This is a genomic window from Companilactobacillus kimchiensis (assembly GCF_001438805.1).
GTDB classification, from domain to species: domain Bacteria; phylum Bacillota; class Bacilli; order Lactobacillales; family Lactobacillaceae; genus Companilactobacillus; species Companilactobacillus kimchiensis.
Genome location: NZ_JQCF01000002.1, coordinates 34,016 through 51,221, shown reverse-complemented (window position 1 = coordinate 51,221; position 17,206 = coordinate 34,016). Strand labels below are relative to the sequence as shown.

At 35.7% G+C, this 17,206-nt stretch carries 18 protein-coding genes; 1 reads left to right on the top strand and 17 read right to left on the bottom strand.

All coding sequences use genetic code 11. The features are described from left to right. Positions 1-6: 6 nt before the first annotated feature. The 14 genes from IV57_RS01840 to rpsU form a co-directional block, all read right to left on the bottom strand. A complete protein-coding gene (locus IV57_RS01840) occupies positions 7-801 on the bottom strand; it encodes a Nif3-like dinuclear metal center hexameric protein (protein ID WP_057879788.1) in 795 nt (264 codons plus the stop codon). Continuing rightward, positions 798-1,490 (bottom strand): tRNA (adenine(22)-N(1))-methyltransferase, encoded by a 693-nt coding sequence (locus tag IV57_RS01835; RefSeq protein ID WP_083488858.1) that lies wholly within the window; start codon positions 1,488-1,490, stop codon positions 798-800. Before IV57_RS01835 ends, IV57_RS01840 begins: the two co-directional genes overlap by 4 nt. Positions 1,491-1,498: 8 nt before the next feature. Next, the gene (locus IV57_RS01830; protein ID WP_057879787.1) at positions 1,499-2,707 is read right to left on the bottom strand and encodes an SAM-dependent methyltransferase; all 1,209 of its coding nucleotides are present in this window, start codon (positions 2,705-2,707) and stop codon (positions 1,499-1,501) included. Between the two features lie 175 nt (positions 2,708-2,882). Further along, positions 2,883-4,007, bottom strand: coding sequence for an RNA polymerase sigma factor RpoD (gene rpoD, locus IV57_RS01825; RefSeq protein WP_057879786.1), 1,125 nt, complete (start codon positions 4,005-4,007; stop codon positions 2,883-2,885). 20 nt (positions 4,008-4,027) lie between these two features. Then, the gene (dnaG, locus tag IV57_RS01820) at positions 4,028-5,851 is read right to left on the bottom strand and encodes a DNA primase (RefSeq protein ID WP_057879785.1); all 1,824 of its coding nucleotides are present in this window, start codon (positions 5,849-5,851) and stop codon (positions 4,028-4,030) included. Between the two features lie 374 nt (positions 5,852-6,225). Then, the gene (locus tag IV57_RS01815; protein WP_057879784.1) at positions 6,226-6,651 is read right to left on the bottom strand and encodes a hypothetical protein; all 426 of its coding nucleotides are present in this window, start codon (positions 6,649-6,651) and stop codon (positions 6,226-6,228) included. Between the two features lie 208 nt (positions 6,652-6,859). Further along, positions 6,860-8,920: a glycine--tRNA ligase subunit beta gene (gene glyS / locus IV57_RS01810; RefSeq protein WP_057879783.1), complete on the bottom strand. Its 2,061-nt coding sequence runs from the start codon at positions 8,918-8,920 to the stop codon at positions 6,860-6,862. After that, positions 8,913-9,824, bottom strand: coding sequence for a glycine--tRNA ligase subunit alpha (gene glyQ / locus IV57_RS01805; protein ID WP_057879782.1), 912 nt, complete (start codon positions 9,822-9,824; stop codon positions 8,913-8,915). Before glyQ ends, glyS begins: the two co-directional genes overlap by 8 nt. A 226-nt stretch (positions 9,825-10,050) precedes the next feature. Continuing rightward, positions 10,051-10,809 (bottom strand): DNA repair protein RecO, encoded by a 759-nt coding sequence (recO, locus tag IV57_RS01800; RefSeq protein ID WP_057879781.1) that lies wholly within the window; start codon positions 10,807-10,809, stop codon positions 10,051-10,053. Continuing rightward, entirely contained in the window at positions 10,809-11,723 is a 915-nt protein-coding gene (era, locus tag IV57_RS01795; RefSeq protein WP_057879780.1) for a GTPase Era, read from the bottom strand. The genes recO and era overlap by 1 nt, the downstream gene beginning before the upstream one ends. Positions 11,724-11,725: 2 nt before the next feature. Then, positions 11,726-12,127 carry a cytidine deaminase gene (locus tag IV57_RS01790; RefSeq protein WP_083488857.1) on the bottom strand — a complete coding sequence of 134 codons (402 nt, stop codon included), beginning with the start codon at positions 12,125-12,127 and terminating at the stop codon, positions 11,726-11,728. A gap of 127 nt (positions 12,128-12,254) precedes the next feature. After that, on the bottom strand, positions 12,255-12,725 hold the full coding sequence (gene ybeY / locus IV57_RS01785) for an rRNA maturation RNase YbeY (RefSeq protein WP_057879779.1): 471 nt from the start codon (positions 12,723-12,725) through the stop codon (positions 12,255-12,257). A 17-nt stretch (positions 12,726-12,742) separates the two neighbouring features. Then, positions 12,743-13,720 carry a PhoH family protein gene (locus IV57_RS01780; RefSeq protein WP_057879778.1) on the bottom strand — a complete coding sequence of 326 codons (978 nt, stop codon included), beginning with the start codon at positions 13,718-13,720 and terminating at the stop codon, positions 12,743-12,745. Positions 13,721-13,824: 104 nt separating this feature from the next. Continuing rightward, positions 13,825-14,007 (bottom strand): 30S ribosomal protein S21, encoded by a 183-nt coding sequence (gene rpsU, locus IV57_RS01775; protein ID WP_057879777.1) that lies wholly within the window; start codon positions 14,005-14,007, stop codon positions 13,825-13,827. 122 nt (positions 14,008-14,129) lie between these two features. On the opposite strand from rpsU, the gene IV57_RS01770 reads away from it, so the two are divergent. Continuing rightward, positions 14,130-14,951: a pyruvate, water dikinase regulatory protein gene (locus tag IV57_RS01770; RefSeq protein ID WP_057879776.1), complete on the top strand. Its 822-nt coding sequence runs from the start codon at positions 14,130-14,132 to the stop codon at positions 14,949-14,951. Between the two features lie 51 nt (positions 14,952-15,002). Here IV57_RS01770 and IV57_RS01765 read toward each other — a convergent pair whose 3' ends face one another. The 3 genes from IV57_RS01765 to IV57_RS01760 all read right to left on the bottom strand — a co-directional run bounded on the left by IV57_RS01765 (position 15,003) and on the right by IV57_RS01760 (position 17,186). Beyond that, positions 15,003-15,899, bottom strand: a complete 897-nt coding sequence (locus IV57_RS01765; RefSeq protein WP_057879775.1) for a deoxyribonuclease IV — start codon at positions 15,897-15,899, stop codon at positions 15,003-15,005. Between the two features lie 120 nt (positions 15,900-16,019). Then, positions 16,020-16,190 carry a hypothetical protein gene (locus tag IV57_RS13100; RefSeq protein WP_157051880.1) on the bottom strand — a complete coding sequence of 57 codons (171 nt, stop codon included), beginning with the start codon at positions 16,188-16,190 and terminating at the stop codon, positions 16,020-16,022. A gap of 117 nt (positions 16,191-16,307) precedes the next feature. Further along, entirely contained in the window at positions 16,308-17,186 is an 879-nt protein-coding gene (locus IV57_RS01760; protein ID WP_057879774.1) for a YitT family protein, read from the bottom strand. Between the last annotated feature and the right edge of the window lie 20 nt (positions 17,187-17,206).

Here is a 17,206-nt window from a genome sequence, read left to right as displayed (position 1 = left end):
CTCTCCCTATAAAAAATTATATGGTTCTGTATCTACATCCGATTGTACTATATCTAAGTCCCATTTACTGGACTTTTTCCAATCATTTAATAGATCAGCCATTTCTTTTATAAAGATTGCTTCAACATGGTGCCCAGGATCAACTACATTCAAGCCATTAGCCATCATATCGTGCGCTGTATGATAATAAACGTCACCTGTAATAAAGGTATCCGCTCCGGCTTTTAAGACCTCAGGATAGAATTTACCAGCGTCTCCACCAATAATCGCTACTTTAGAGACCTTTTGGCCAAGATCTGACTTAACATAACGCAAGTTCTTCAAATGATAAGCATCACGAACCATCTTAGCAAAATCAACCAATTCCATTGGTTCCTTTAAATCACCCATTCGACCAATCGAATAATCATCGTCTTCATCCAAAAAACGCACGTTTTGTAGACCCAATTCTTCCATCAACCAATCATTCATCCCCCCATGAGCTTTATCAAGGTTGGTATGACTAGCATAAACTGAAATATTATTAGCTAACAAATCACGATACATCTTATTTTGTGGTGAAGCCAAATCTAAATTATGAGCTGCATGGAACATCACTGGATGATGTGCCAAAATCAAATCAACTTTTTTATCAATAGCTTCAGTAACCACATTGGGACGAACATCTAAAGTGGTCATTACTCGATGGACTGTCTGTTTTCGGTCACCTATTTGAAAACCAGTGGGATCACCGTCCATTTTAATTGATAATGGAGCAAATTCTTCCATTCGATTAATAATATCTTGAACATTAACTATCATAGTAACGTCTCCTCAATATATTTAATAGATTGGTTCATTGCATCAATTTTTAACTGATCGACCTTTTTAGCATGCAACATATTAGCAGTTGCTTTGTGGTAACCATCTAACTTATGTTGCCATTTAGCGACAAAAGTTGGTGTTTTCTTTTGCATCAAAACTGGGCCCATCAAAAATTCAGGTTCAGTCAAAGAAATTGGTTCAGTGACTTTGTTAGCCTTAATGATTTCATAGACGTGATGATCTTCAGCAATAATATCTTCATCGACTATTTGAAAATTATTCTCAACTAACCAATGACGCACAAGGGGTTCGCCAATATTAGGTTGTAAAATCAGCGTTTTAACATTTGATAATTGTTCAACGGTTGCTCGAGTCAAAATACTTTGAATTAAAATTCCACCCATACCAGCAATCACTACCGTATCAATCTGATCGTTAGCTTCGATAACAGCTAAACCATCACCTAGACGAACATCAATTTTGTTACTGAGCCCAAACTTTTCCACGTCCTCTTTCGAACGTGACATTGGTCCTTTAGCAACTTCACCAGCAATTGCATATAGAGCAACTTTTTGCTCAATTAATTCAACTGGTAAGTAGGCATGATCCGATCCAATATCAGCTACTCTAGAATTATTATCAACCATTTGGTAAACGGCTTGTAATCTTTTTGAAAGTAAAGTCACTTTAACCTCTATTCTGCAACCTTAGCTACAGTCTTTTTGTCTAAATCTGTCATATATTCACGTGTCATAGGCATAGCTGAACCACTAGGTCCATTTGTTAGTAAGAATTGAATTACATCAATGTTACCACTTTCAAATGATGCGGCACAGGCTTGAAGATACAAGTCCCACATACGGACAAAACGATCACCATACATCTCATAAACTTGATCTTTAACCTTATTGAAATTACGATCCCAAATTTCAACTGTCTTTTGATAATGACGACGTAATGGTTCAATGTCATCAATTTGTAGTTTAGCATCCATAATATGACCAACATTTTCTTGAAGATCAGGAATGTAACCACCTGGGAAGATATATTTAACTAACCAAGCATCGACACCAACACCGTAATGCTGACCAGTAATACCATGGATCAAAGCATTACCATTTGGTTTTAAGAGATCCTTAACTGTTTGGAAGTAACCAGGCAAGTTTTCCTTACCAACGTGTTCGAACATCCCTACAGAAACAACGTGATCGAATTTTTCGTTAACTTCACGATAATCTTCAAGCATAACTTCCATCTGGTCAGTTAAATTTTCATCTTGGATCTTTTGGTTAACAAAATCATATTGTTCTTGACTAAGAGTAACACCCTTAGCTTTTAAACCATACTCTTTAGCAGCAGTGAACATCATTGTTCCCCAACCACAACCGATATCAAGAATAGTTTCGCCAGGTTTAGTATTTAATTTATTCAAAATATGATGAACCTTGTTCATTTGAGCTTCTTCCAAAGTATCTTCAGGAGTTCTGAAATAAGCACATGAATAAGTCATTGTATCGTCAAGCCATAATTTATAAAAGTTATTACCAATATCATAGTGTTCTTGAATTTCTTTTTTATTTCCTTCTTCAGTGTGACTGAACTTAGGAATATATTTTTTTAATTTCAAACTGGACATAAAACTTTCTGATTGAGTATAAGCAGAAGTAATCAATTTTTGAATTGAACCTTCAATTTCAATCTTCTTGTCCATATATGCTTCACCCAATGTTAGAGTGGCATGTTTTACAAGTTCAGAAACAGGAACTTTCTCATTAAACTTAATCGTTATATCAGATTTTCCTTCTGGTCCATAAGTCTTCTCTTTACCGTCCCAAAAAACTACCTTAATCGGAATAGTGAATGAGCGTGAAAATATTTCGTCGTAAATCTTTTTATCTAACATAACATCCTCCAAAAAAATAGATATATTAATTGTAAATCAAATTCTGAAAAAATATAAACGAAAAAGCTTAATTTTCAGAAACATATTTATAAATATGTCTTGTTTTCTAACAATCAACGGCTTTTAACATGAAAAAGAGGACCACCCATGGGCAATCCTCAATTTTTTTACTATATTATTCAAGAAAATCTTTAAGTTGTTTAGATCTTGATGGATGACGTAGCTTTCTCAAAGCTTTGGCCTCAATCTGACGAATTCTCTCACGAGTAACGCCAAAGACTTTACCAACTTCTTCAAGTGTTCTAGTACGTCCGTCATCTAATCCGAAACGAAGACGTAGAACATTTTCTTCACGATCAGTTAATGTATCCAAAACATTTTCAAGTTGTTCCTTCAACAATTCATATGAGGCATGATCTTCAGGACTAGTTGCATCAGAATCTTCAATGAAGTCACCTAAGTGAGAGTCATCCTCTTCACCAATAGGTGTTTCCAATGAAACTGGTTCTTGAGCAATCTTCAAGATATCACGGACTTTACCAGTAGGCATATCCATTTCGGCACCGATTTCTTCAGGAAGTGGTTCACGACCAAGATCTTGAAGTAATTGACGTTGAATTCTGATCAATTTGTTGATAGTTTCAACCATGTGAACAGGGATACGAATAGTTCTAGCTTGATCGGCAATAGCACGAGTAATAGCCTGTCTGATCCACCAGGTTGCATAAGTTGAGAACTTAAATCCTAGTCGATAATCAAACTTTTCAACGGCCTTCATTAGACCCATGTTACCTTCTTGAATTAAATCCAAGAATTGCATACCACGTCCAACGTATCTCTTAGCAATTGAAACAACCAAACGAAGGTTAGCTTCAGCTAAAGCTTGTTTAGCAACTTCATCACCTTGTTCGATCTTCAAAGCAAGATCAACTTCTTGTTGAGCATTAAGCAATGGAACCCGACCAATTTCCTTCAAATACATCCGAACTGGATCATTTACTTTGATATCAGTAGCGGCTGCAGTAGCTTTTTTAGCCTTAGTAGCTGCCTTACTTGCTTCTTTCTTTTCTTTCAAAAGTGCAAGTTTACTAGGATTACCTTTATCATCAACAACACCGATACCGACATCTTCAAGTTCACTAACAAAGTTAGTTAAAGCATCACCCTTAAGTTTATAAGGCTTGATGATTTTTTCTTGAAGATCATCTTCAGTAATCTTACCGGTCTTTTTAAGATCTTTGATAAGTTTTTTTGTAGCAGTTTTTAATTCTTTTGATACTGCTGGTTTTCTTGTAGCCATATATTATTCCTCCAGTATGCTTAATTGCTAAGGATTCTTCGAACCTCAACCAATTGCTTGAGTAAATCTAATTGCAATTTATTATCACCGACCACTGCTGCCTTCTTCAATTGTTCATTGATATCAGCCAATTGCGACTCCAAATCAGAATTTTTAATATTGTTGATATAGTCTTCAATTTCTTGATCACTATATTCATCAGGCATATTCATCATTTCTAATTCAGCCAACAAATTTTTATCGTCATTATCTAAAACATTCATGAAATCGGAGACATTAACTTCATCATTAATATCTTCTTGCTCCACATATGCTAATAATGCATCAAATATTCGCTGATAATCCTGATGAACAAAACGAAAACCGTCACCCTTCAAATTCACTCTGACTTCTGGATAGTTGATTGCCCAATACAGCAAGTATCGTTCCGATTTCTCCAAACGATTGTATTTAGGCTTAACTGTCGCCGTAACTTGTTGCAAGGCTTTCTGTTGAACATCTTTATAGTTATTAGCCGGTTTCTGAATTGCTTCTTGACGACGCAGTGCATCTAATTCTTTATTGATAGCTTCCTTAGAGACTTGCATTTCGTCAGCCACTCGGCCAACATACATATCGATTTCAACTGGTGATTGTAATTTCACAATTTCATGCAAAGATTGATTCAAAAATTCTAACTGATCATGTTCATTATTTAAGTTATAGTTACGCTTAAAGTAATTCAAAATAAAGGAAATTGGCGTTTGCACACCGTTATTCGTTAAATTTTGAAATTTTTCAGCCCCTTCACTCCGGATATATTCATCAGGATCCTTTTTATCAGGAATACTGATAACACCATAAGTGAAACGATCATCGGTCAACTGTGTCAAAGCACGATATGTGGCTTCAACTCCCGGATCATCACCATCATAACAGACATTGATTTTATCCGTTAAGCGGCTCAAGACGTACAGTTGTTGATCGGTCAAACTAGTACCCATAGATGCAACACCATTGGTCACACCGGCTTTATAAGCACTAATAACATCCATAAATCCTTCAAATAAAATCACATTACTTTTTTCACGGATTTCTCTTTTGGCATTGTTTAAATTAAACAATGTTTTACCCTTATTAAAAATTGGCGTTTCTGGACTATTAAGATATTTGGCTGTTGAAGCCTCCTTATCCAAAATCCGACCAGAAAAAGCAATGATATTTCCTGACTCATCAGTAATTGGAATCATTACTCGATCCCGAAAACGATCAAATAACTCACCCTCCTGATTTTCAGCGAACAGACCTGACTTACGTAGGACATCTTCACTGATATCACGATCTTTGAAGAATTGTAATAATAAATTATTATTATTAGGTGCATAACCAATGCCAAAGGTATCAATCAAATCATCACCAAGATCACGATCATTCAAGTACTTTAGAGCTTGCGTACCATTTTCAGTCTTCATCAAAATGTGACTGTAAAGCTTTGCCGCATCAGCATACATCTTTAATAATGTTCGACTGTCAGAATTTTCGTATTGAGTATTCTTGGATTCGTATTGATCTGGAACTGAAATATTACCCATCTGTGCAACTTCAATTACGGCTTCTGGAAAACTTTTATTCTCCATCTCCATAATGAACTTATAAACATTACCACCACGACCACAACTAAAGCAGTGAAAAATCTGCTTGTCCTCTGCGATTGAAAACGAAGGAGTTCGTTCTTCATGAAACGGACAGAGTCCAAACAAGTTCTTACCAGACTTCTTTAATTGCACGTACTTACTAATAACATCAACAATATTAGTCTTTGAGGTAACTTCATCAATGAATTCCTGCGGAATTCGAGTTGCCATGGCCGTCACCTCCTCATAGAATGTTTATAAAAATAGAAAACATAATCTAACACATCCAATTAAGGAACACAAACATGTTGAATTATTCCACCAGTGACGATAGAAATAAAAAAGTAACCCCGCCAAAAGTGCAGACTGGGGTCACTGGTCACTTGTCAACTTTTAATTATACACACTATTTTTTAAAAGTCACGCATATTACAATTAAATTTTAAATATTTTATTTCAAAATTCAATTTAGTATTTAATGCTTTAATTGGACATTCTAATTATTGAGCTCAGCAACTAAAACAGAAAAATCCTCTGTATTTAATTAACTTAACAGACTCTATTATCCGTATTGCTAATTAATACAAAGGATCTATTTTTTATTATTAATTATCACGATCCTGTATGGCTACACTAGCATCACCATAGTAACCATTTTCTATTTTAGCCGCTATAGCCCTTTTATAACCTTGGGAATAAGCATCAAATATTTGTTCTACAGTATCATCTTTAGAAAATTCCACATTAACAGTCACATCTATATCATCAGTATAAGAAAACCACATTGTCTTATGAGATGTTACATCATCATTTACATAAAACTGTGATCGACTATCTAAATGATCAACGTTATCCAAAACCTTTGACAAATATCCATCCATCAATTTGAAATAAATATCTGCCCCAGTGACTCCCTGTAATTGGACGCCACCCTTTTGATAAGTGATATATTCATCGCCAACACTATCTATATTCTTGATGAAATATTCATAACACGCTTCTCTACTAGCCAACACATTCTGATCTGCCATTACTTATTCTCTCATTTCCTTATTTCTAGTTATTTCATCATAATTAAAAAGAAATAATCGCATATTCCAATAGTTATGATACCCCTTTATTCAAATAGTAAAAGAATTTTGAATAAAATCATTATTTTAAAATATTCAACGATTGATACAAAAAAACGTTTTAACCACTTGTTGTAAATGGTCAAAACGTTTTTTAATTCAATTATTATTATTTAGTAACAATCTTCGAAAGATCACCCAGGTTAGCAATCAAATGGTTAGCAATAACCAATTGTGTCAAACGATTATTCTTAACAGCTTCGTTCTTATCCATGATCATATTCTCATCGAAATATGAATCAATTGTAGGACGTAATGCAGCCAATTGATTGAATAATTCTTCTGCACTATCATCACTGACTTTAGCAACACCAGCTTTAAGAGCCTTTTCTGAAGGATTTTCAAATAATGAATCATCAACTGCTAAGTCATCTGAGTAACCAAACTTAGCTTTCTTAGACAAGTTAACAATCCGTCCAAGTGCCTCCATGATAACTTTGAAATCATCATCTTTAGTATGATTTTGAAGAACCTGTGCGACATCGATCATAGCGATTGGATCAGCGTTTGACCCTGAAGCAACGACATCAACGATATCATTCTTGATACCCTTCTTGTTCAACAATTGACGAACACGATCAATCATGAAATCATCAATAGCTTTTTCATTCTTAGCCAAATCAAGTTTAGCTGGAACGGTCAAGTTAGTCTTCAAGTAATCTTGTAAATCATTCAGATTTAATGACCATTGATATTGATCGAGAATTCTAACGATACCATAAGCTTGACGGCGCAATGCATATGGATCATTTGAACCACTAGGAATAAGGTCAACTGCATAGAAAGTAACTAATGAATCGATCTTATCAGCAATAGCTAAGGCAGCACCGACTTTACTTGCAGGGACATCCCCTTCAGCAGAAATTGGCATGTAATGTTCACGAACAGCATGGGCTACAGCTTCAGTTTCACCCATAATTTCGGCATATTTTTCACCCATAACACCTTGTAATTCAGGGAACTCATCAACCATGTTAGTTACAAGGTCAAATTTGTAAATGTCACTGGCACGAAGTAAGTCCTTCGTTTCAGTAGCATCTAGTTTGAATAATTTAGCTAAGTGTTCAGCAATTTGGTGAACTCGAGCCATTTTTTCAAACATTGTTCCAATCTTAACGTGGAAGTTAACTGACTTCAATTTTTCAACATAATCAGCAATAGTCTTCTTCTGATCTTCTTTAAAGAAGAAATCAGCATCTTCTAGACGGGCTACAAGAACTTTTTCATTACCACGAACCACATTTTCAATATGTTCAGTATTTCCATTTCTAACTCCAATAAAGTAAGGAGCTAGTTTGCCAGCTTGATCACGAACATAGAAATATCTTTGGTTATCTTTCATTGAAGTGATCAACACTTCCTCGGGAATTTCCAAATATTTCTTGTCAAATGAACCATAGAAGGTAGTTGGATATTCAACTAAATTATTAACTTCTTCAAGTAGATCAGGATCAACATCAATATCCCAGTCATTATCTTTAGAAATTTTATCGATCTGATCAGCAATGACTTGTTTTCTTTCTTTAGCATCAACGATTACGAATTGTGATTTTAATTTTTCAACGTAGTTTTTAGCATCATCAATTTCAATATCTTGGCCTAAGAATCTGTGTCCACGAGTCATACGACCAGAAGTGACATCAAGAATTTTAACCGGAACTTCCTCACTGTCAAGCAATGAAACTAACCAGTGGATTGGTCTGATATATTCGAAATCGTATGAACCCCAGCGCATTCTAGTTGGAAAAGTAATTGATTTGATAACCTCATCCATGTGGCTCAATACAGCTTCAACCTTTTGACCGTCTTCATGCTTTTGAATATAAGCATATTCAACACCCTTTAATTCTTCAAAGAAAATATCATCAGGAGTCATCTTTTGTCCACGGGCAAAACCTTGAGCAGCCTTGGTCCAGTTACCATCAGCATCTTGAGCAATCTTTTTGGAAGGTCCTTTAGCTTTAACATCGATATCAGTTTGTTTTTCAGCAATATCTTTAACAAGAATCGTTAAACGGCGAGGAGTAGAGAATTTTTCAACTGAATCAAAAGAAATACGATTTTCTTTCAAATACTTTTCAGCCTTTTGAGCTAATTGGTCAACACTCTTTGTAACAACATGAGCTGGCATTTCTTCCAAACCAATTTCTAGTAAGTAATTTTTAGTCATTTTCATTCTCCTTTACCGCTTTACTGTTGGCCAAAAGTGGGAAACCACGTTTCTTTCTTTCGTCAACAAAGGCCTTAGCAACCTTGTGGGCCATCTTTCTAATTCGTGATAAGAAAGCAGCACGTTCAGTAACTGAAACAGCACCACGGGCATCAAGTAAATTAAATGTATGTGAACATTTCAAAATGTAATCATACGCTGGATGAACCAACCCAAGATCCATCAAACGATTAGCTTCGGCTTCATATTCATCAAAAAACTTAAATAACATATCTTGGTTACTCTCTTCAAATGAATACTTTGAATGTTCATATTCAGGTTCCTTGAAAATATCACCATAAAGAACGCCGTCGCCCCATTCAAGATCATAAACTGAATTAACATCTTGGATATATGATGCTAGACGTTCAACACCGTATGTAATTTCACTTGTCGTTGGGTGACATTGAAGTCCTCCGACTTGTTGGAAGTATGTGAATTGTGAAACTTCCATACCATCAAGCCAAACTTCCCAACCAACACCAGCACAACCCATTGATGGGTTTTCCCAGTTATCCTCAACGAAACGAATATCATGTTCCAGTGGTTCAATTCCTAAAGCACGAAGTGAATCTAGATAATATTCTTGAATGTTTTCAGGAGCTGGTTTCATAACAACTTGGAATTGGTGATGTTGGTACAAACGGTTAGGGTTTTCACCATAACGACCATCAGCTGGACGTCTTGAAGGTTCAACGTAAGCCGCATTCCAAGGTTCTGGTCCGATAGCACGAAGGAATGTATAAGGACTCATCGTTCCGGCACCCTTTTCTGTATCGTAAGCTTGCATCAACATGCAACCTTTATCACCCCAAAATTTTTGAAGTGTGAGAATCATATTTTGTATATTTAACTTCTTAACCATTGTTTCTCCCTTCAGGCAAAAGCACAAAAAAATCCCTTGCAGTGTACACTTAGGCACTTTCTGCAAGGGACGAGTATTCGCGGTTCCACCCTAATTCAGGACTTACGCCCTGCTCTTTTATATTCAAATGAATAATACGCCATAAATCTAATCGAAGCTTTCACTATTCTCCGTCGCTGTTTCAACATTAATCAATATAACCATTTTTTGATAAATTGTCAATTGACTATATATGCCAACGTTTCATCTTATCGATAAAAGTTTTACTTTTAGGATAATAACCAACAGTCCCCAGATAAATGGCATCAATTGCATGTTGAATCAAATCTTTGTTATTCTCTTTGATCTCAATTTTACCAACCTGATCAAAGCTGATTTTACTAAACAATCGCAAGAAATAAACAATTCTTTTGGGTATATGCAATCGATGAATGTCATCATCAAAATGTTTCGAACAAATCAGTCCTCCTAAGAGAACTGAAAAATCAAACACACCTTCAGTTTCGCCACCAACAACGCAGGAGTCCATATTGGGAGCAACCCCAAAGGCCTCTAACAGCTGCATCTGCATAATATTAACGATAATTTGCGCATCGTAGCCATTGTCAATATATAACAAGGCTTTAAAGAGTTTACGATACCAATAATCTGGTACTGGATCATCAATAAAAGCCTCATGCAACAAATCAAACAAAAATGTGGCATAAGCATTCAATTCAATATCTTTAACGATCTCATCAAACTGCTTGATATTACTGGCTGAATTCAAATATGATAATCCATCATTTTTAATAATCCCAGAATATTCACCGTAAGAAAAAGTTATCACCGAACCTGATATTTTGGATTTTGCTGTTTGAGTACTTCTCACTAAGAATGTTTTAAAGCCATATTCTTTTGTCAGAATCGTCACCAAAGCATCCCTTTCCTTATATCGTTGTCTTCTGACAACAATACCAAAGAAATTAGTTGGTGTTTGGGCCATTAACTATTTAAATCCTTAGCTGAATAACCTGCACTAGCTAGGAAGGCTGGATCATCACGCCAATTTTTCTTAACACGAACCCAAAGTTTTAGATTGATTTTTTCACCAAGCAAATGTTCGATTTTAATACGTGAACCGATACCGATATTCTTCAGCATTGAACCGCCACGACCAATAACGATAGGTTTTTGACTATCACGTTCAACATAGATATTAGCTTCCACTTGAAGTTTGCCGGCTTCACTACGTTGATTCATTGATTCAACTACCACCGCAATTGAATGAGGAATTTCATCACGAGTATCCTCCAAGATTCTTTCACGAATCAATTCACCAACAATAAAGTATTCAGGGTGATCAGTAATTTGATCATCATCGTAGTATTTAGGACCTTCTGGCAAATCTTTTGTCAAGGTATTCATTAAATCATCAACATTGATTCCAAGTGAAGCTGAAATAGGAATAACTTCAGCGAAGTCCATCAAATCTTTATATTCATCAATTTGAGGGGCAATATCGTCGGGACTGATCAAATCAATTTTGTTAAGAATCAGAAATACTGGTGCCTTAACTTTTTTTAGTTCTTCAATAATAAATTTATCACCAGGGCCTGATTTTTCACCCGCCTCAGTCATAAATAGTACGGCGTCAACTTCTTTAAGTGCAGAAATAGCAGCCTTATCCATGTATTGATCCAAATCATTATGTGGCTTGTGAATACCAGGTGTATCCAAGAAAATAATCTGACGGTCATCGTCAGTAAAAATCCCCTGAATTTTATTACGTGTTGTTTGGGGTTTTGGTGATGTAATAGCAATTTGCTCCTGGATGATACGATTCATAAATGTTGATTTACCAACATTAGGTCGTCCAATAATTGCTACAAATCCCGATTTAAAAGTTTTATTATCCATAATTACTCCATGTCCTCATCACTGAATGCTAGTGGCAAAATTTCTTTAAAGCTAAATTCTTTGTAGTCATTCTGACTATTTGTTAAAAATACTAGATCGTCTGGTCCCATAAACTCACTCATAACCTGGCGACAAGCTCCACAAGGCTTCGACATTTCAGTTGTACCATTGACAATGGCAATCGCCAAAACATGCTTAGCTCCTTCTGAAACAGCTTTGAAGATAGCCGTTCGTTCGGCACAATTGGTTAACCCATATGAAGCATTTTCAACATTAACACCAGAGTAAACTTTTCCATCATCACAGAGAATAGCAGCGCCAACTGTGTAATGTGAATAAGGAGCATAGGCGTTTTCCATGGCCTTATTTGCTACATCAAATAATTGCTTCTCATTAATTTCCACTAGATTCAGTCTCCTTTTTTGTATATCTCAACTATTAATTATAATACAAGAGATTGGTCAAACTGTATAACAAAATGCTAATAAAAAAGAATATAAGATATTTCTCCTTATATTCTTATTAAATCTTTTATTTTTCTAGGCCATAAGCACTAAGAATTTTTTCTTGTAAACCAATCATAACTTTTTCCTCTTCAGGTTTGATATGATCATAGCCATTTAAATGTAAAATTCCATGAACGATCGTATAACCAAGTTCACGATCAAATGAATGTTCATAATCTTTAGCATGTTCATCCACAATTTCAACACTAATAAATAAATCGCCTAAATCAAGTGGTAAATCAGGAATCTGTGCTTCCAAATAATCTAGTGAATCTTCACCGTCATTAATAGCAAAACTGATAACATCAGTCGCACGGTCAGTATCACGATATTCCTTATTGATTTCATGTATCTTATCTTTAGTAACAAAATGAATCGACAATTGTGTATTATCTTTAAGATTCAAATTGTTGAATGTGAATTGAACGATATCTTTGACCCAGTTTTCTCTGGTTTGATCAATTAAATTATCATCATTGTAAATTTCTAAGTCCATAATAAAAACCCCAATAGTTATTTTTCTTTTTTATCTGAATCCTCATACGCATCAATAATTTCAGCCACTACTGGATGTCTAACCACATCAGCGGAACTAAAGTTAACAAATTCAACATGTGGTAAATTACCCAAAATTGCCTGGGCCTGTACTAAACCACTTCTGGCATGTCCTGGAAGATCAATTTGTGAGATATCACCATTGACGATCATCTTAGAACCAAATCCCAAACGAGTTAAGAACATCTTCATTTGTTCACGCGTTGTATTCTGGGCTTCATCCAAAATGACAAATGCCTCATCCAACGTACGGCCTCTCATGTAAGCTAAGGGAGCGACTTCAATCACACCACGTTCCAATAGGCGACTAGTATGATCTGATCCCATAATAGCGTATAGAGCGTCATAGATAGGTCTCATATAAGGATCAACCTTTTCCTTCAAGTCACCTGGTAAGAACCCTAAACTTTCACCAGCCTCAACTGCTGGACGAGTCAAAATAATTCTTTGAACTTTGCCTTGTTTCAAAGCCGCAACAGCCATAACTACTGCTAAATAGGTCTTACCAGTACCAGCTGGTCCAATACCAAAGGTAATATCATTATGATTGATGGCATTAACATATTGTCTTTGACCAAAGTTTCTCACTCGAACTGGTTTACCACTGAAATCTTTGATTAATTCGTCTTTGTATAAATCACCAAAGTATTCCAAAGTGCCACGTTCGATCATTTGCAAACCACTGACGATATCAGCTGAGCCTAGACTGACTCCTGAATGAGCCAATTCCATTAATTTCTTGAGCAATGCTACAGCGTTATTAACATTACCATCAACACCGGTTACGTCTAAACGATCACCGAATGCATTAATTTGGACATCTAAGCCTTCCTCAACTAAATGTAAATTACTATCATTTACACCAAAAAGGTTAATAGCATTTTGAGGATTTTTGATTTGAATGCTTTTTTTAGTTAATTCTTCTTTTTCTGCCAAACGCGAAACCTCCTATTATTACCTTGAATGATAGCACATTGGACGATTTTTTTGACAAAAAAAAGGTTAAAACATAAATGTTTTAACCTTTTCGAAACAGTCTCTTAACGACGTTTCTTATTGCGCTTGCGAGCAGCCTCTGACTTTAACTTCTTCTTGACGCTTGGCTTTTCGTAGAATTCACGTTTTCTATATTCTTGAAGTGTACCACTCTTTGATACGGAACGTTTGAATCGACGAAGAGCATCATCAAGCGACTCGTTTTCACGAACGACGGTTTTTGCCATATGATAATCCCTCCCTTCGATTGTTAACGTAACTGTCTATGTCTCTTGCAGTTCATATGTTATTATAACAAAAAGATGGCAATGTTCAAATATTTTTTTAAATTTTTTTGGAGGAATTTATTATGAATCAAAAATTGAACGTATTTGTTTTATCAGATGGCGTTGGAGAAACGGCCCTGAGAGTTGCTAGAGCAGCATTCGCACAATTTCCAGAGATGGATACTACCTATACAAAATATCCTTTCATAAAAAAGGATGAACAGCTAAAAAACATCTTAAATCTCGCAAAAAGTGAAAAAGCAGTCGTTTTACACACAATTGTCTCGACTGAAATCTGCGATATTATCAATGAGTTTTGCCAAACTCACGGTATTGTTTACTACGATATTTTAAATCCAATTATCGGTACCTTTTCACAAATGACTCACCAAAAGCCACTTCGTAAAAAGGGACTACTTCATGAACTTGATAAAGATTACTTCGATATGATCTCAGCCATGGAATTTACCGTCACAAATGATGATGGTCAAAATCCTAAAGGATTTCTCGAGGCGGATCTAGTTCTCTTAGGGATTTCTAGAACCTCTAAAACGCCCCTATCACTCTATCTAGCCAACAAAAACATCAAGGTGGCCAATTTACCACTAGGTCCAACAACAACGCTCCCAGAGCAATTATGGAAGGTTGACCCTAAAAAAATCATTGGCTTAACTAATGATATGAATGTTTTAATGAAAATTCGTCGCCAGAGAATGATTGCTTATGGTTTAAATCCAGACACAACTTATTCCGATGAGAGTGAAATTCAAAAAGAATTAGACTACTCAAATAAAATTTACGCTAAACTCGGTTGTCCAGTGATTAATGTAGCTGATCGTTCAATTGAAGAAACCGCCGCTATTATTATGGAGAAACTTAATTTTAACGGTTATCAAAAGAGTTAATCATTATTTTAACAAAATAGCACATCAATTTTTAAGTTGATGTGCTATTTTTTATGCTTTAATTAATTTTTCACGCATCTGAGGATCAAATTCCTGTGCGCGTAACATCGTAATCTCTGCTTTATATGGTGCAATACCTTTTTTATCGTTCTCATCTTTCTTAACGTAAGGTGTTTCCATAATCTTAGGAACATTTTCCAATTGTGGATGATTGGCAACGTAATTCAAAGCTTCAAAGCCAATTTTACCAAAGCCAATATTATCATGTCGATCTTTGTGTGAGCCCATTTCATTCTTGGAATCATTTAAATGAATCACTGATAATTTGTCTAAACCAATAATATGATCAAAATCATTTAAGACACCATCAAAATCATTTTTAACATCATAACCAGCATCGCTCATGTGACAAGTATCCATCGTAACTGATAATTTATCATTTTGTTGACAATTGTCAAAAATTTCAGCCAATTGTTCAAACGTAATACCAACTTCAGTACCTTTACCAGCCATTGTCTCTAAAGCAATCGAAACTTTTTGATCCGAACTAATCGCTTCATTCAACGCTTGACCAATTTGTTTAATAGCAACTTCTGGACCTTGTTTTAGATGGGCACCCGGATGGAAACTCAAGGCTTCGATACCCAAGGCGTCAGCTCGAGCAATTTCATCATGCATAAAAGAAATGCCAAACGGTAATTTCTCCGGCTTAACCGTGTTACCTAAATTAACAATATAGGGAGCATGACCAATAATGTGATCAATACCATATAGTTTTAGTAGACGCTGACCTTCTTCAATATTCATCTCTGAAACATCCTTACGACGGGTGTTTTGAGGGGCACCGGTAAAAATCATCATTGCATTAGCACCATAGCTATGGGCCTCTTTGGCTGAGCCCGCTAACATATTAGGAGCTTTCATTGCCACGTGTGAACCAATTATCATTTAAATACACTCCTTTTACTTAGTTTACTAAATTATAGCATTGATTATTTTTGTAAAAGGACTGTTTTAGGATCAACAAATTCATTGGTCGAGACTCGATAAAAACCAGTCGAATCATTGTTAGTACCTAAATAGCCAGCTAGATTTTGGGCCTAACTCACGCTCGAAAATAGTACTGCCATCAGAAGCTTTGACCCATTCATTCGTGGCAACATGGTAGTATTTAACCGCATTATTCTCTGAACCAATCGTCGCCACCTTATCGGAATACCAAGCACTTCCCGCTGACAATCCCCCGTCGTCCACTGGTTCAATATTATTACCATCGATGGTATATAAACTTATCTTTCCTTAATGCTAAAAAATAGGCTAACCACAAAAAATGGTTAGTCTATTTTTAGCATTAAGCTAGTATATATGGGCCTGGTAGAACCTTCCCATAACTTTAACAGTATCGGTAACACTCACGAAAGCATGTTGATCTGATTTATACATTGCTGTTTCCAGATCACCTAATTCAGCCCGAGAAATAACTGTAAAGAGAATGGTTTTTTCTTCGTGCTTATAGGCACCTTCAGCATCATGAACGATCGTAATACCACGTCTCATTTCATTTTGAATCTGAGTAATAACATTTTTGGGTTTAGATGTGACAATCATAACTTGGAGTTTTTGATCTTTGTTATAAATCATATCAATGACTTGACCATTAATGAAAATACTGACCGCACTATAGAGTGCATGGACCCAGCCGAATAATAGTCCTGCTAAAGCTACAATCAAAATATTGAACATGATATTAATAGTTCCGACACTCTTACCGGTTTTTTTACGTAAAATAATTCCTAGAATATCGATTCCACCGGTCGAGATACCATTTCTCAATGCCATACCAGTACCAAATCCATTCGCAACTGCACCAAAGATGGCACAAACTAATGGATCAGCCGTAATTTTAATTGGTGGCAGCAGATGCATCATCATACTGGCTAAAGCGACTGCAATTACTGTAAAAATGGTAAATTTATGGTCAATCTTGCGCCATGATAATACAAATAGTGGTGCATTTAATGCAAAATACATCACGGCTGTCGATAGATTAAATGGCAACCAACGATGTGAAATTGTTGAAATCAATTGGGCGGCACCGGTAACACCAGATCCATAAATTCCACCTGGTGTCCAGAACATGTTAACCGCAATTGATACCGCAATTGAATATAAAAATGCTATTGAAACTTTGGATAAGTACTGATGCCGTTCGATCAGCTTATCTAATTCACCCATACTAAAAGTTCTCCTAATTG

Excerpts from the sequence above, each read along its gene's own strand:
- glyS (WP_057879783.1), bottom strand. The coding sequence starts at position 8,920 with ATGACTAAAAATTACTTACTAGAAATTGGTTTGGAAGAAATGCCAGCT.
- glyQ (WP_057879782.1), bottom strand. The coding sequence starts at position 9,824 with ATGGTTAAGAAGTTAAATATACAAAATATGATTCTCACACTTCAAAAA.
- IV57_RS01840 (WP_057879788.1), bottom strand. The coding sequence starts at position 801 with ATGATAGTTAATGTTCAAGATATTATTAATCGAATGGAAGAATTTGCT.
- ybeY (WP_057879779.1), bottom strand. The coding sequence starts at position 12,725 with ATGGACTTAGAAATTTACAATGATGATAATTTAATTGATCAAACCAGA.
- IV57_RS01760 (WP_057879774.1), bottom strand. The coding sequence starts at position 17,186 with ATGGGTGAATTAGATAAGCTGATCGAACGGCATCAGTACTTATCCAAA.
- rpsU (WP_057879777.1), bottom strand. The coding sequence starts at position 14,007 with ATGGCAAAAACCGTCGTTCGTGAAAACGAGTCGCTTGATGATGCTCTT.
- recO (WP_057879781.1), bottom strand. The coding sequence starts at position 10,809 with ATGGCCCAAACACCAACTAATTTCTTTGGTATTGTTGTCAGAAGACAA.
- dnaG (WP_057879785.1), bottom strand. The coding sequence starts at position 5,851 with ATGGCAACTCGAATTCCGCAGGAATTCATTGATGAAGTTACCTCAAAG.
- IV57_RS01770 (WP_057879776.1), top strand. The coding sequence starts at position 14,130 with ATGAATCAAAAATTGAACGTATTTGTTTTATCAGATGGCGTTGGAGAA.
- IV57_RS01815 (WP_057879784.1), bottom strand. The coding sequence starts at position 6,651 with ATGGCAGATCAGAATGTGTTGGCTAGTAGAGAAGCGTGTTATGAATAT.
- IV57_RS01765 (WP_057879775.1), bottom strand. The coding sequence starts at position 15,899 with ATGATAATTGGTTCACACGTGGCAATGAAAGCTCCTAATATGTTAGCG.
- era (WP_057879780.1), bottom strand. The coding sequence starts at position 11,723 with ATGGATAATAAAACTTTTAAATCGGGATTTGTAGCAATTATTGGACGA.
- IV57_RS01830 (WP_057879787.1), bottom strand. The coding sequence starts at position 2,707 with ATGTTAGATAAAAAGATTTACGACGAAATATTTTCACGCTCATTCACT.
- rpoD (WP_057879786.1), bottom strand. The coding sequence starts at position 4,007 with ATGGCTACAAGAAAACCAGCAGTATCAAAAGAATTAAAAACTGCTACA.